13 protein-coding genes are annotated in these 15,562 nt (G+C 47.0%); 10 read left to right on the top strand and 3 right to left on the bottom strand.

Annotated elements, in window-relative coordinates:
- The first annotated feature begins 124 nt into the window (after positions 1-124).
- The 8 genes from HGH90_RS06710 to HGH90_RS06675 all read left to right on the top strand — a co-directional run bounded on the left by HGH90_RS06710 (position 125) and on the right by HGH90_RS06675 (position 10,027).
- Positions 125-1,339, top strand: coding sequence for a PmoA family protein (locus tag HGH90_RS06710; protein ID WP_169190702.1), 1,215 nt, complete (start codon positions 125-127; stop codon positions 1,337-1,339).
- Positions 1,340-1,571: 232 nt separating this feature from the next.
- Positions 1,572-2,096, top strand: a complete 525-nt coding sequence (locus HGH90_RS06705) for a hypothetical protein (protein WP_168762412.1) — start codon at positions 1,572-1,574, stop codon at positions 2,094-2,096.
- 15 nt (positions 2,097-2,111) lie between these two features.
- Positions 2,112-3,167 (top strand): DUF3137 domain-containing protein, encoded by a 1,056-nt coding sequence (locus HGH90_RS06700; protein WP_169190701.1) that lies wholly within the window; start codon positions 2,112-2,114, stop codon positions 3,165-3,167.
- 399 nt (positions 3,168-3,566) lie between these two features.
- Positions 3,567-6,011, top strand: a complete 2,445-nt coding sequence (locus HGH90_RS06695) for an AAA family ATPase (protein ID WP_169190700.1) — start codon at positions 3,567-3,569, stop codon at positions 6,009-6,011.
- Between the two features lie 37 nt (positions 6,012-6,048).
- Entirely contained in the window at positions 6,049-6,495 is a 447-nt protein-coding gene (locus HGH90_RS06690; protein WP_168739206.1) for a hypothetical protein, read from the top strand.
- A gap of 38 nt (positions 6,496-6,533) precedes the next feature.
- The gene (locus HGH90_RS06685) at positions 6,534-7,904 is read left to right on the top strand and encodes a DUF5458 family protein (RefSeq protein WP_168762415.1); all 1,371 of its coding nucleotides are present in this window, start codon (positions 6,534-6,536) and stop codon (positions 7,902-7,904) included.
- 129 nt (positions 7,905-8,033) lie between these two features.
- Positions 8,034-8,933: a hypothetical protein gene (locus tag HGH90_RS06680; protein WP_168762416.1), complete on the top strand. Its 900-nt coding sequence runs from the start codon at positions 8,034-8,036 to the stop codon at positions 8,931-8,933.
- The gene (locus tag HGH90_RS06675) at positions 8,930-10,027 is read left to right on the top strand and encodes a transglycosylase SLT domain-containing protein (protein ID WP_168762417.1); all 1,098 of its coding nucleotides are present in this window, start codon (positions 8,930-8,932) and stop codon (positions 10,025-10,027) included. Before HGH90_RS06680 ends, HGH90_RS06675 begins: the two co-directional genes overlap by 4 nt.
- Positions 10,028-10,044: 17 nt before the next feature.
- On the opposite strand, the gene HGH90_RS06670 is transcribed toward HGH90_RS06675, so the two are convergent.
- From HGH90_RS06670 to HGH90_RS06660, 3 genes are read right to left on the bottom strand one after another with little or no spacing between them, the layout of a single operon-like run.
- Positions 10,045-11,874: a type VI secretion system baseplate subunit TssF gene (locus HGH90_RS06670; RefSeq protein ID WP_168762418.1), complete on the bottom strand. Its 1,830-nt coding sequence runs from the start codon at positions 11,872-11,874 to the stop codon at positions 10,045-10,047.
- 24 nt (positions 11,875-11,898) lie between these two features.
- A complete protein-coding gene (locus HGH90_RS06665; RefSeq protein ID WP_168762419.1) occupies positions 11,899-12,330 on the bottom strand; it encodes a GPW/gp25 family protein in 432 nt (143 codons plus the stop codon).
- An 8-nt stretch (positions 12,331-12,338) separates the two neighbouring features.
- Complete coding sequence (locus HGH90_RS06660; RefSeq protein ID WP_168762420.1) at positions 12,339-13,391, bottom strand: PKD domain-containing protein; 1,053 nt, start codon at positions 13,389-13,391, stop codon at positions 12,339-12,341.
- 240 nt (positions 13,392-13,631) lie between these two features.
- Here HGH90_RS06660 and HGH90_RS06655 point away from each other — a divergent pair, with 240 nt between their 5' ends.
- Together HGH90_RS06655 and HGH90_RS06650 are read left to right on the top strand one after the other, a co-directional pair.
- Complete coding sequence (locus HGH90_RS06655; RefSeq protein WP_168762421.1) at positions 13,632-14,594, top strand: hypothetical protein; 963 nt, start codon at positions 13,632-13,634, stop codon at positions 14,592-14,594.
- A 109-nt stretch (positions 14,595-14,703) separates the two neighbouring features.
- Positions 14,704-15,558, top strand: a complete 855-nt coding sequence (locus tag HGH90_RS06650; RefSeq protein ID WP_168762422.1) for a TssN family type VI secretion system protein — start codon at positions 14,704-14,706, stop codon at positions 15,556-15,558.
- The last annotated feature ends 4 nt before the right edge of the window (positions 15,559-15,562 follow it).

Raw genomic sequence — 15,562 nt, 5'->3', positions numbered from 1 at the left:
CAAAAATAGGAATTAAAAGATAATAAGCTATACACCGTTATCACAATATTACCGGTGCTGTACGCAAGGTATTTGCATACTGAAAAAGTAAACCGTATTTTTCTGCAAATCTATCCACGGGCATATGAAAAAAATCCAGTTATCCATTACGTTGTTACTTTTCATGTATACAGCTATTCGGGCGCAAACGATCCGGCTGGCGGTAAAGGCCGGGGATATTATCCGGTATAACAGTATCGTATATACGACTCTTCCGGAGGGCGTCGGGGAAGTAATCATGGAAGAGGTGAGTAATGGAAAGCGTATTCCCGTTAACGTTAGTGTGCAAGACGGCCAGCTCTGCTGGATAATGACCGGTACTACGCCCGCCGGTGCAGAGCGGGTATACGAACTCAGGAAAGGCTATGCGCCCGGAGCTCCTCTTCTGAAAGCGGTGAAACAGTCGGGGCATCTGCTACTGGAGGAAAAGCAATCTCCCATTCTTCAGTATAATTACGAAACGGTGGCAGCGCCTGCGGGAAAAGACACGGTGTATAACCGCAGCGGATTTATTCACCCGCTATGGGCGCCTAATGGTGTCATCCTGACAAACATTTTTCCCAATGCAGGACATCTCCATCACATGGGAATCTGGAATCCATGGACACATACGCTTTTTGAAGGAAGGGAAACAGATTTCTGGAATGTGCAGAAAAGAGAAGGGAAGGTGCGTTTTGCCGGTCACCTGGAAACTTTTTCCGGCAATGCCTGGTGTGGCTTCAGTGCCCAACAGGACCATATTGCTTACGGGAAAGACGGAACGGAAAAAACAGCGATCACCGAAACCTGGGTGGTGAAGGCATATCCCGCTACAGATAAGGGGTCCCGCCGTTTATGGGATTTTACCAGTATGTTTACCCCCGCTTCCCCCAATGGTATTACCCTGTTGCAGTATCGTTATGGAGGCGGATTTGGCTTAAGAACCACGGCCGACTTTACCGCGAAAACCAGCCAGGTGCTTACCTCGGAAGGCAACACACGCAGGAACGCCGACAGTACCCGGGCCCGCTGGGTAAAAATAAGCGGCACCACGCCCAAAGGAAAGGCAGGATTGTTAATTATGAGTGATCCTGATAATTTCGATTCACCCGAACCGCTGCGGGTATGGCCGGAAGATGCGGAAGGCGGCGAACTCATGTTTAACTATACACCCACCCGCATGAAACCATGGCAGCTCTATGCCGGGTCGCGCTATCAGCTGAAATACCGTATCATGGTGTTTGACGGAGATATTACTGCAGAAGAAGCAGAGTCCGCCTGGCAAGATTATGCGCATCCGCCACAGGTGAACTATCGTTAATTTGCATTTGGAGAATTATCGCTTTTTCATTTATTTTATTGCCGTGAATGATCGGGCTTTCACTCGGTTAACCTCGGAGAAGCCTTTTATAACCCTTAACCGCCATCCTTCATGAAGAACTTATATGTAGAGAGAAATCAGCACCGGATGAGAACGATGTCCCTTTTCAGGGGAAGTGTGGTGGGCTAAAATCCCATAGTCATTTACCACTTTATTCTAAATACATATACTGATGAACAACCTCGCTGAACTGAAAACAACATTGCTGGAAATCCATGAAAGGGATAAAAAGCAAACCATTACTGCCCTTATCACTGCTGAAGTATTTGCTGTACTCGTTTTTGGCCTGATTGGCTATAGCATTTTTTCCGGCAGCAGTACGGAAACCCCGAAAGCGATTCTCTATATTTTATTATTTCTGCCAGTAGGGGTACTCATCCCGTATATTGTGATGCTCATACAGGCAAAGAAACGCCCGGAGAAAATCATGGAATTTGTAAACCGCCTGGAAAAAGGGGAATCTGTTAATAACGTGGACACCTATACGGATTATAAACTGACATTACCCCTGCGCATTGTCAGGATCCGCTTGTTTCCCATGGAATATGCCCACGTGAGAGTAGGCCAGAGCCGCTCTTTCTTTAAGCTGCCACTATCGGCCGAAAACGTACAACCTTTTAAAGCCCTGATCAGTCAGCCTGCCCTTCACAATGTGAGTAGCATTGGAGGCAGCTCTGCCAACTGGTCATCTAACTGATAATGAATACCGGGTATGAAGACACTGGAAGAATTTAATACCTTCCTGGATCAGCGGCTCCAACAGGAGCTGCTGGACCTGGAAAAGCGCCGTATTGCCGGCCGTAACTGGATGCGCCGGATGTGGGCAGCCATCCTGGTACCGTTTGCTGTTTTTGTTTTTTTCCTGGTGAGATATAGTCTGCATACGGCAGCGGAAACTGCCGCTACGGGGCACAATGGTTCCGGCAGCCAGATTATCCTCATGGTAGCGCTGGTAACCTTGTTTACACTTGGAGGATACGCAGTACGCTATTTTATGATGAAACAAAAAGGCGCTACGGCTGCGGTTGATTATGGACCGGATTTTAAAGAAAAGATCGTAAGGCCGGTAATTGGTTTCCTAAGCCCGTCGTATAGCTACCAGCCACTCAATTATGCCAGTTACGATGAATTTACCGAAAGCGGCCTGTTTGCCCGGAAAAATTACACCATTACCGGCAATGACCAGGTGTACGGTAAACTGGGGGATATGACTTTCCAGTGCTGTGATCTCACGGTAACGCATATGCCATTGGTGACCTTGCGGGGACAAGGCCCCGACATTGTTTTTTGTGGTAGCTATTTTATCGGCCAGTATCCCCGCTATTTCAGTACCCCGGTATATATCCTGTCGCGCAGCACCGCGCTGGAAAGCTGGTTTGGCTCCGGCGCCGCCGACAATGGATTTATTGAAACCTGGAACCTGGGTAAAAAAGTATTACCCGCCGACAGCACTTTCAACAAACTGTTTATGGTATATGCGAAAGACGAAAATGAAGCGCAACAGTTGCTCACACCTGTATTAATGGAGAAATTAACCCAACTACAGGAGCGCTCTGGGGCTAAACTGTTCATCTCGTTTTATAATAACCGGGTGTACGTGGGCATCAGCCATGGAATGGATTATTTTGAAACCACCTTGCATAAATCACTGGAAGACCGACAGATGCTGAAGAACTTTTACCTGGATTTTGTATCCGTGTTACAGCTCGCAGAGGAGCTTCAGCAAAATACCACTATCTGGACCAGCCATACCTTCTCCAGATCCTAGCCACCCGCAGCCATTATGCCTGCAATAAAGCGGCAGGAATATCTTTGTTTTTAAGAGATAGTAAGTCGATGACCCGTTAATAGGTAGATGTCCTCCCCATATTTTCCTGCCAAAGGAAGCAGCACAGGGCATCGCAGTTGTCATTTTTAAAATTTAAATAATATGTTTCGGTATTTTTTTATATTCGCTGTAAACCTTTACTGTAGTGTATTATAGGCGATGGTGCATACGAATAATATATGAGTAAGGGTTAATTATTCCATCTTATGCGAGTTTTTTTTAAGTTTGATTTCGCTGTATAGGTTTTCGCTGTATCTTTACCACGCCACGTAAGAGATGGCACCCAGTATAGAATTTGTAATTGTTAACTTAATATTAGAAAAACCTGGTATCACCCAAATGACCCTGTCAACATTGACCATATTCGGCCCTGCATTGCAATCTGCCATTAGGATAGCAACAGCCATTGCAAAAGAGTATCATCATCCGCAGTACACACCTGCGCACCTGCTGCGTGCCTGTTTGCACCGGGAAACAGGATTAACAGCTGCTTTACATGAAATGGATATCGATGTATACTACCTGGAAGAGTGGGCAGAAGTGCGTTTGGACGAAATGCCCAGGGCTTCCCGCATTCCCGATGAACCGGAACCGGATGAAGCGGCAACGGCCGTATTACAGGAAGCCATCAATATAGCGCAGGAAAGTGATCAGGCTGAGGCCGATGCCTGGAGCCTGCTGATCGCGCTCTGTACGCCTGGAGTGGGTTTTTCTTACGAGCAACTGAAAACATTTCCCTTCACCCGCGACCAGCTGAAAGCAGCCGGGAAGAAGGGAAAGGAAGGGACCCCGGCTATTTCGGCCAATGGCAACAGCATTAAGCCAGGGGCACTGAAATATGTATACCGCATTACAGATCCCCAGCTACTGAAAACTTTCCACCCGGTCATTGGCCGCGACGGCGAAATCAGGAGCATCACGGAAGTGCTTACACGAAAAGACCGGGCCAGCGTATTAATCATAGGAGAGGGAGGAGTAGGTAAAACCTCGCTGGTTGAAGGCCTGGCACGGGCTGTTGTACAAAAACAAGTTCCTTTGTCTTTACAGTCCTCCGATGTATATGCGCTGGATTATGGCGCATTTATAGCGGGGGCAGCCTATAAAAATGAATTGGAAGATCGCCTGTTGCAGGTAATTCAGCAACTGAAGCAAACTGGCAGGCATATACTTTTTATCGACAACCTTCATAGCTTGCTGGACAAGCAATCCGGTGGCGGAATGGCCAACGTGATGAAGGCTGCTTTGGGGAAAGGCGAAATTATCCTGATCGGTGCTACCACGCCGGAAGGATTTCGTAAACTAATAGAACCGGATGCCATCCTGCGGCACCGCTTTGAAACCATTGCCTTGTCAGAACCGGATGAAACCCTGGCTACCCGCATGATACAGGTGGTAATACCTGTGTACGAAAACTTCTATCAACTGAAGGTATCACCTGAAAGCATACACGAATCTATCCGCTTGTCACGCCGCTACCTGAAAGAAAGATGTCTGCCGGACAGTGCTATTAACCTGCTGGACCGCACCATGGCGGCTATACGAGCCATGCACGATACCGGCGCTACGTTATTACAAACATTACAGGCAGAGTTTACCTCACTAACTGGTAACGATCCTTTACAAATAGCCGACCTGCAATGGTTCTACCGGCAAATGACAGAACGCCTGGGTGCGCTGTTATCTGCCCGTTTATCTGCATCAGCCGATATAAGCAAGATAACCACCACGCCGGAATTACAGGCCGCTCTGCAACAACTGCTGGACCAACTGGCTACTATCACCAGCGCTCAGCAGGAAGAAGTTACCCCGGTGGATCTGGCTACGATGATAGCTTCCATTACCGGCATTCCTTTAGGGAAAGTACAGTCGGAAGAAAGAGCGCGGCTGGTAAGTATGGAAGAACACCTGCGTAAACGGGTAGTTGGCCAGGATCATACCCTCAAAGCAGTGGCAGACGCCATCCTGGAGTCCAGGTCCGGTCTGAGCAGACCAGGGCAGCCCATAGGCTCTTTCTTTTTTCTCGGACCCACAGGTACCGGTAAAACAGAACTGGCCAAGTCGCTGGCGGATTTTCTTTTCCAGGATGAACGCAGCATGATCCGCTTTGATATGTCTGAATTCAAGGAAGAACATGCCGCAGCCCTGCTGTATGGCGCTCCTCCGGGATATGTAGGCTATGAGGAAGGAGGATTGCTGGTAAATAAAATAAGGCAGCAACCTTATGCTGTAGTGCTGTTTGATGAGATCGAAAAAGCGCATCCTTCAGTGTTTGATATCTTCCTGCAGATCATGGATGAGGGAAAGCTGCACGACAGGCTCGGAAAGACTGGCGATTTCTCAAATGCGCTGGTATTGTTTACCTCCAACATCGGTAGTGAAGCCATTGCAAAATCTTTTCAGCAAAATATTATTCCCGGATCGGCGCAACTGATGGAGCTGATGGCCAAACACTTCAGGCCCGAGTTCCTGGGCAGGCTCACGGAAATTGTTCCCTTTGGCCCTATCCAGCAATCGAACGTGGAAAAGATATTCGATATCCATTTACAACATTTATTACAATTGTTACAACAGCAGGAAATTAGTTTAACCGTTACCGAAGCGGCCAGGCGCCAACTGGCACTGATGGGATATTCACCTCAGTATGGCGCACGCCCATTGCGGGAAGTGATACGGGGACAGTTGCGCAAACCGTTGTCACGCATGATTATTAATGGTAGTCTCCGGAAAGATATGTCGGTAACCCTAGATATAAAAAATGATCAGTTAGACTGGACCATAAATTGATGATTGTCAGATTCCAAAAATTTAAATTTTATCTCAAATGAATGACAACTACGGAATTGGCGGCACAGAAGTGAAGCTGGACGCCAACGAAGCCATCGCGGAAATTTCGCATAACCGTACCTTGTTTGCTGAAAAGTTAACCCAGCAGGCACCTGTTAAACCTGAAATAGTGGAAGGGCTTACTTCTGTAGAGGCTGTTTTTGAACATTTCAAACCAGCTGTGAACGTAAGCTTCCATGATGCAGAAGGCCGCACCGTGCCCGAAAAACTGCAGTTTCATCACCTGGGGGATTTTGGTGTAAAAGGTATCACCGCTCAAAGTGCTTTCTTAAATGACCTGGCTACTGAAAAAGAACAGTACCTGAAAATTATGAAGCAACTGAAAACAAACAAGATCCTCAAATCGGCCCTGGCAGATCCCGATGCCCGCAAAGCGATACTGGGAGCCATTCGTGGCATGATGAAAGACCTTAATACCAAATAATTAACAGTTCCCTATCCAGGAACATAACTTCATTGATTATGGCAGAATTACAGAAAAACCAGGAGCCGCAAAACGAAAGCCTGTCTTCACAAAAGCAGGAAGTTAACCTCGTAGAGAATATTGAAGAACTGGCAAAATACGGCGGTTTCGACCTGTTGGAAGCTGCAATTGAAGGCGCGCAAAACCTTAACCCCGATCGTAAAGCGCGTCGTAATATTTTTCTGACCGAAGCAGGAAAGAAAACAGAAAGAGATAAACTCAAGAAAGTACTGTCACTCTGGGAAAAGGTATTGTCTGAAACCAATGAGCTGCCTGAAATGGTAGACTATTGTACCTCCCATGCGGAAGAAGCAGAGAAAGTATTGTCCACCAATCTCGGGGAAGCCGTAGATGCTACCCGCGAACTGGAACAGTCTTACCGCAATGTGGCACTCTTCTTCAAAAATACAGAGTCCGACAAGGTAAAGAACGTATCGTTTATCAACGTGGAGCTGGAACAGCTGAAAGACCTGGATAATACCCGGTTTATCGATGCCGTGAGCACAGAGCTGGTCAACAATTACGATCGCCTGGATCTGCGCAGCAACTATAGCCTGCTCGTGATACCAGGATACCTCGGTTCCAATAAAGTAATAGAAAAATGGGCGAAAATAGCCCATGAAAATAAAGCTATGCTGGTAACAGATTTCGCACACCTGGATGCTCCGGATGATGTGATGGAAATGTTTGAACTGGCTAACCTCACTGGTGGTGAAATTCACCGCTCCAATGTGATCATGGCTTGTAACTGGCTGGTAGGCCGCGGTAAGTTTGACGAAGTAGGAGAGCAGGATCATCTCTATGTACCGCCATCCGGCGCACTCGCAGGAAAAATTTATAAAACCCTCATGTCGCAGGTAACTGCCGGTAAAAAATTCGGTGGTATGAACGAAGTGGATGGGGTGAAATTTGAACTGAAGAAAAGTGAAATCGCCAGCCTCGAAAAAATGGGACTGGTGCCCATGGTAAAGGAATATGGCAAGGTAATGGCCTTCAGCGCCAAAACACTGTTTAACGGCGATAACCTGGGCCTGCAAACCTATTCCGTAGTACGTGTATTCGACTTCGTTACCAAAGTGCTGATGGACTTCCTGAACCGCCGCGCTTTTGAAAACTTTAATGCCAATACACGTAAAGACCTGATGAAACAGATTATCCGCTTCCTGGATGGTATCACAGGTCCCGATAAACTCATAGAAGACTTCAACATCCGCCGTTTTGAACAGGATCCGGTACAGAAAGACCGTATCCACCTGGATATCCATCTGAAGCCCTATTTCCCCGCCAAGAACTTCCTGATCAAAATGGAGGGTCAAAAAGGTGATGAAGCTACAGATTGGGATACTACCTACGAACAGGATGGCAAATAGTCGTCAACGGTCAGCTTTAGGCTTTTGACGGCATTTTTAGGAGCGCCTGTTGACTGCCGGAAGCTGACCGCTGAAGAATCCCTAAATATGATTCAGTTAATATCTTAAGGCTAAAATGCTGACGAAACGATGAAAAGAGTGTTGTGCAGTTTACTGCTTTGTTTGTTAATTACCGGGACTGGTTTCACTGTCATGGCTCAAACGGGCACAGACAGCATCCTGACCACAAAAGGCGCTGTTACCCTTATTACCTCCGGTGCTCCCATCAGTACTTTCCAGATCGGAGATGGAAAGAACGCAGATTATGACTACCGCATTGTAGATGGAAATATGGTATTCCTGCGGCCTATTACCGCTACACCCCGGCCAACTAACCTGATTGTCAGGGAAGGAGAAAATATACATTATATGATCATCGCCTTCCGCGATAAAGTAGACCTGGCCCGGCTGAAATATACCCTGTCCGGCAAGGTCAGAACTACCGGAGCTATCACCACGCCGGAAGCCGCTCCCCAGGAGCCCCGTCCTGGTAAAGGCGAGAGGTTGTCAGATGATCTGGCCAACCTTCCGGAAGAAAGCGGCGTGAGCCTCATCAGCGTGGATACGGTGACTGTGGGCAAAATCGCGGACGACTTCGGGCACGATCATAAAGTAAATCACCAGTACGAAGTAAAAGTGGATGGCGTCAGCGTAGGCTATGCCCAGGCCATGACACTGAATAAACTGAACTATTTCAGTTTCCGTATCCGCAATAAAGGAAAGGAACCTTTTGAAATAGTGAAGGCCAGCCTGCTACATAAGGAAAAGAAAGACACTTCCCTGTTACATACCATGCCTATCCTTTACCGGAAAGGCCCTTCCGTTATCGCGCCTAAAGAGGAGGCCAGCGAAGTGTATGTGGTGCCATCCAAACAGTTTAGGAAGGAAGATGAAGTGATTGTGGTATTGCAAACCACAGAAGGCAAACAGCAACTGGTGTTATACATTCCTGTGACCGTACTTCCGAAATATATGTTGGCCAAACAATGATACAGCGGTTTGTTCTGATGATATTGTTGCTGCTGGGTATAGCAACGCCGGGCATTGCCCAGCAGATTGATTTCTGTGGAGAGGTGGTGCCCATGGAAAGAGACTTTGTTTCTTTCCGGCTGATGGATATCATTAAACGTAACCTGCGCTATCAGGGCTATCTTCCTGCATTACGCATGAAGGCAGAATTATATTTCCCGGTTATAGAACCTATTCTTCAGCAATACAACGTACCGCTGGACTTTAAATACCTGCCCATTGTAGAAAGTGGGTTAAGCAATGCTACCTCCCCGGTGGGCGCCCAGGGCGTATGGCAGATCATGCCAGGAACCGCGACAGAATTGGGACTTACTGTCAGCCCCGGGTATGACGAACGTAACCACCTGATTAAGGCCACTCATGCAGCTTGCCGCCTGCTTCGCCAACTGCATCAGCAACTAAACTCCTGGACGTTGGCTGCAGCAGCCTATAACGCCGGACCGGGCAACATCTCCAAAAACATAAAACGGCAGGGAAGCAGCGACTATTACCAGTTGGTGCTCAATAACGAAACGGCTCAGTATATCTACAAAATCATTGCGATTAAGCAGCTGTTTGAAAGTCCGGAGTTATACATGCCGGGCTTTGGCTATAATGTATTTGCCAAATCCACCAACAACGGATCCGTGTTTGCTACTCCTGCGCCAGTTAGTAAAGCGGGCGATAAGGATTTTAATAATATTCGTATTGCTATTGGCCGGTCAGCAGCTGCTCCGAAACAGGGAGTAACCGTATACGCCGCCCGCTTACAGCATTATACCACTTTCGAAGACGGGCAACTGGTCAGCATCCAGTTGCTCGATGATTTACAGGCCAACGGCGTATACATACGGAAAAATTCCAGTCTCTCCGGCAAGGGTTGGTTGGTAAGCAACCGGGTTTATGTAGATCTTGGTTTCGGTAATACTGTCGTGCTTTGTGCGGCAGACGGAAAGAAGGGTGTTCCTGCCGATCTGCTGAAAACCGGCGGTAGTGTACAGTTGCGTAGTGCAAATGATAACAGGAATTTTAGCCGGGTGAGGGATCATGCTACGGCTGTCTTAGCGGTGCGATAATATCACCTGTAAAATAATTACGGCATCAATACTTCGTTGATGAAAACCCGGTAAGGGAAAGTATTAGTGGATTTCTCTTCCAATTGTAACAGTAACTCCTCTTTCATATATTGAAGATTGGCCGCAGGATACCTATTGGTCGGTTGTGCCAGGGAAATGCGGATATCCAGGGTGCGGTTGTAACCTGCGCCGTTGCCGGGTTGCAACGCTACACCTTTGGTGATGGTGGCCGTTTTCATTTCCTCGCCATAAATGGTGCGGCACAGTGCCTTCATATCTTCCGGCGTTACAATGCGGTTGTGCGATAGCAGGTGAGAGCGGTAAAGATTTATTTTTTCATCGATATTTAACCGGTCTTTTCCTCCCTGTGTATTAGTGAGCAAAGTAATACTATTGGGACGGGTATGAATATTTCCATATTCCAGCAAGCGGGTACCCATACGGATGTTGTTGGCAGCGGTACCATTGGTGGAATAAAATTCCAGGAAAATGTATTCCGCGTTATCTTTTGGTTTTACCATCACATAGGGAATATTCCCCTTGTTGGCGCCGGGCTGCAATTGTTCTTCCAATGAAGCAATCAGCTGGTGTAGTTCCCGCATACGATTGGTTACATAGTCGTTCTTCACTTCTTCAAACAGGGAGCTTTCATCTCGGATCACTTCTACCAGGTAGGCGATCACTTCTTTGGCTTCGCGGGTGTCGAAGCGACCAATGCCGCTGCTGCGGATAACCAGTTCTCCTTCCTGCATCTGGCCGGCAGTAGAAAAATTGCGTATGTAATAATCGGTGCCTTCCAGGTCGTATACTCTTTTAATATCGAAGAAGATATCCGGTGTTTGCAGGGGGATAATATTGAGATAACGATTCAGCTTCATGGACTGCTCGTTATTTTTTTTATTGATCACCGGGAAGCAGTTGATGCTGCAGTAGAGGTCTTCCATCAGGGTATGATGCAGTGCCTCGGGGAATTCTATGCGTAGCCAGTAAACATCTTTTTGTACGCGTTGGCTGTCGGTTCCGAATATTCTGCCGAGTTGTTCCGGCAAGCTGGTGGCAACCGGGGCCTGTGTGTCCGTGATAGTTACAAAGTGGCGGCGAAACCGCTGGAGAATGTGCTGACTGTACCTGGCGTTGTTGTTGACCGCTACCTGCACCATGTTGTCTACATCTTCTTCTGCCATATTACGACTATGGGCGTAACCGCTTTTGATGGTTAGCTCGCGGTTATTGGCAAATATCCTGGCCAGGGGCAGGTAGTGATAAAACATTTCCTGCTGGTGGATATTACGAAGGTCAAAGAAGAGTGACATACCTTCCCAGGAATGGGGGACATCTTCCATGGTGAGGCCTATCCACAGGTGGTTGGGCGGGGTGTCGGGAGATAAATGTCCCTGTAATACCTGTTCCTTAAACCAATGGTCGCGGGTTTCAAATAATTTATTGCCGATGACGAGGTATTGTACCTGTCCCCGGAAGAGGCGATGATTAGTAACGGGGGAGAAGAAGATATCCCGGGTGTGGCTGCCGTTTTTGGTATGATGGTAAAACTGGTGATCGGCGTGAATGTCGGCTACTGCTTCCGTGGCCATGGCATGCAGAATGCCATAGGAGGGCTGGGCGCTGGTAATAGGTTCCGGCATCATGATTTGCGCCAGTCTTTCCACGAGGCGTGCATGTGATACGTCTACTTCGCCGGAAATTTTTTCCAGTTCGCTGGCGCAGGTTTCCAGCAACAGCTGCACAACCGGATCAAAAGAGGTTTCCACTTCCGCATCAGGATATCCCCACAGGCGGGCGGCGGTTTTTAACATTCTATCCTTTATTCGTTCTTTCTTTTCTTTCATGAGTGGCGGTTAATAAACAAATGATCAATCGTAGGATAAGGGGCTGATGTAGAAGAAACTGCTGTACTGGAACGGGTTGTTGTTTTTGCTGATGCTGCCGGAAACAGTCACGCGTATCTTCTTTTTCATTTTGCGGGTAGCCGGCAGGAGTAATTCTTCCTGGTTTACAGCGGCTACCACCCTTATCTGTGTGATTCTTTTTTCGTATCGTACAATGGATGCTTTCACTGCGTTTTCTATCTGTTCCTTCACTTCGTTGTTGGAGGCTTTGATATCAAAGTCGCTGTCCCACCACTGGCAGCCATACTGGGGATCATCTTTATTTTCTCCCAATACGGTAGTGATCAGCAGGTGGATATGCTGTTCGATAGATTCTTCCAGCGTAATGGCAGGCATGTCTTTTTTCTGCAGCAGCTGCGAAAAATCTATCGGAAGTTTATAATATTTTCCTTTCATGGATGGCATTAGAATATACCCAGTAATTTTTTACGGTCATACATGATTAGGATGCCATTTACGCAACCGTTGGCATCTTTGGTCAGGTTCACCCTTTCTATCTTGAATTTTTTCTTACCATAAATACGGGAGCAGAAGTGTTCAAAATTATCCTGGTCGTTACCGTTGAGTACCACTTTGGTACCGAGGTTATTACAGAGATACTGTGCAAAGTCTGCTGCTGTTTTTTGTTTGGTGGTTACCTGGGTGAGCAGGTATTTAAATTCGTCGTCAGAGATAGAGGGTTTAGGCTTTTCCACTACTGGCGGTGGTTCTGGTGCTTTAGGCTGTACCGGTTCGGGGTTGAATGGTACATCCTGCGTATGCTCCGGCGTAGTGGGGCGTGCGGGGAATACGGTAATGTGTTTGAGCACCATGTGAGCGCTATCGCCGTTGATGATAAGCGACAGTGTTCTTTCTCCGGGAGACGAGAATGTGTAGGTAACGGTAGCGCCTGAATGTACTTCTGCATTATCCTGCAGGAGCCGCCAGCTCCATTGGGTAGCGGAAGATGTTTTGTTGGTAAAGGTTACAGGCCTGCCGGCAAAGGCTTCGGACGGCCCCTCAATAACCGGGAAAATATCGGGCTTGCCACCGGTATTTTCCACGGGCATGGTTACGAGCACTTCTTTTGTCCAGCTGCATTTGCCGGAACTGAGGGTAACCATGTAGCTGCCAGCTTTATTGAAGGAATGGTACACCTGTTGGCCGGTGGCCCTATTGCTGGAATCGCCAAATTCCCAGGTGTAGTTGTTAGTTTTTTTATCGTGACTGGACGCGTTGAAAGTAATGACTTCGCCTACCAGGTAGGCTTTACTGTTGGTATTTTGAACATGACTCAATATAATATCGGTGTTGCTGCAATCTTCTTTGGTATCAAGCTGAAAGGCCAGCAGTGCGCCGCTGATCAGGAAGAGGGCAAAGAAAGTCCACAGTACCATGGGGTCAACATGACTGGCAATTTTTCCAAAAGGTCTGAATGAGTTAACCTTACGTTCATTTTCGGGTTTACGGGGCGCCATCGGTTTTTCAGGTTTTTACAATATTGCAATTTTAGTGTTTTTTTGGATAAATTGCTAAACTTAAACTGGCGAAAAATTTTTTCGGGGCATTAAAATTTAAGCCGGAATAATGGAGAATAATAAAAGCAATCCCCTATTTTTGCTGCTAGTTGTTAGCCCGGAACCATAGTTGAATGAACGATAGTTATGCTAACAGTCATCAGCAAATAGCAGGATAAGGAGAACCTAAATCAACACCTTATGGTAAACAATGCACAGAAAGCCGCCGTGCTGGAGGAAGTGATTGACCATGTCGATGCTTTGCCCTATGATGTGAGGGCGGAAGTAGTAGTAGGGGAATTGCTGGATAACTGTGTACGGGAAGAAGAAGTGGTAGTACAGATGCAGAATGTATTCACCCGTTCGTTTACCACAGATATTACGCAGGTAAAGCTGGATGATAGTCAACCCTATCAGCCGTTTATTAATTTAACCCTTTCCCGCGATGGTATCTATGACCGCCTGCCGCAGGGGATTTTTCATGAATTCAAGCAGGAGCCTTCTTCCAGGCAGATGGGGGTGGGAGAGATGGTGGCGCGTTATAAGCGGCAACAGCAACAGCAGCAGCAGGCCCGTCGTTTTTTTCAGCCGCTGGAGAATGAATTTTTCCTGCAGCGGGTATACCTGGAACAGCGGGAGAAGCATTTGTTATTTGATGTATTTGGTAAAGATGCCGACCAGTTGTTCCATGCATTTTGGAACCTGCCGGCGGGATTACCGGATGTGGGCGCTAACAGGCTGGTGAAACTATTGCCTTATGTGCATCGCATTGCTGGCAACAATTCATTGATTAAGCTTTGCCTGGAGCAGATATTTGAAGAAACCGTAAGTATTACGATTGACCGGAACCCGCAGCTAGTGGAAACGGGGAATGGCGTTCCCCTGGGAGAGTGTGCCCTCGGTGTAGATGCGATGGTAGGCACTTCCTGTTATATAGACATGCCTGTTATCACAGTGAGCCTTGGGCCGGTTAAACACCAACGGTTATACGATTACCTGCCATGGCGGCCTTATGGGAAGCTGCTGGAGGTATGTTACGGATACCTGTTCCCCGCCGATGCGGAAGTAAAAACTTTATTGCTACCGCCTGCCGGCGAAAAAACGGTAGTCATGGCCGATAAGCAACCTGATCAGGGATTAATGGGTTATAATTTTTTTCTGTGAGCGATAGATTCATTATATTATGGAATTATATTTGCTGTTACCCGGCATCTGAAAAACCGAAAACATGTTAGTACCCAAACCCGAAAAACCTTGACATATCATCAGAGCTATGAGATACACTGCTAAGTTTTACATTATGCTGGCCGGCGTTCTGGCCGTGGGATCTTTCATAGTGGCTTTGCTCAGCAGATACATTAAAAATTTCAGCCTTTATAAAAAGAAAGCACTGTTGTATTTAGTGTGTATGACGCTGGTATTTGCCGTTATCAGTTCTATCCCTTTCCTGTTTACCCATCAAAACCTGATGAATCAGTATTTCTTTTATGAGGTATGGTTCCTGGGACTGGGGGTTGTTCACTGTCACTTTATGTATACCCGTTTCTGGGCCAATGAAACCACGCTGGTATCGGAGCTGGCTTTTATCCTGGCCATATGGTTATTTGGCGGCGCCGGGTTTGTACTGGTCAACCGGTTTCTTGACAAGGATACTTTCCTGTATTATCCGATGCTAACCAGTATGTTCTCTTTTGTACTTCCCACATTTGTATATAAAACTTTTGAGCGGATGATGGCTATCCCGGTAAAAGTGCATAAATGGTGGCAATACCCGATGTATAAGGAAGTGCCGGAAGTAAATGAAGACGAGATGCGGGACCTGATTGTAATCGGGCTGGAAATGGAGAAAGGGCTTAAAGATAGCACCCGTACTTATTTCCGTGCAAGAACGCCAATTAAAATGGACCTGGGTGATTTATTTTATCACTTTATTAATGATTATAATGATCGTTATCCCAATACCCCCATTGATTTTGTAGATAACAACGGGCAGCCCTACGGATGGGTGTTTCACCTGAAGCCACGCTGGTTTGGCGGCGCTAAAACGCTGGACCCTCATAAGGCGGTGTTTATGAATGGCATCAAGGAAAACAGTGTGATCATTTGTAATAGAATAATGTTATCCTAAAAGC

Source organism: Chitinophaga sp. Ak27 (assembly GCF_012726295.1).
Classification (GTDB): domain Bacteria; phylum Bacteroidota; class Bacteroidia; order Chitinophagales; family Chitinophagaceae; genus Chitinophaga.
Note: the sequence above shows the minus strand (reverse complement) of the source record. Positions and strands in the feature narration are given on the sequence as shown.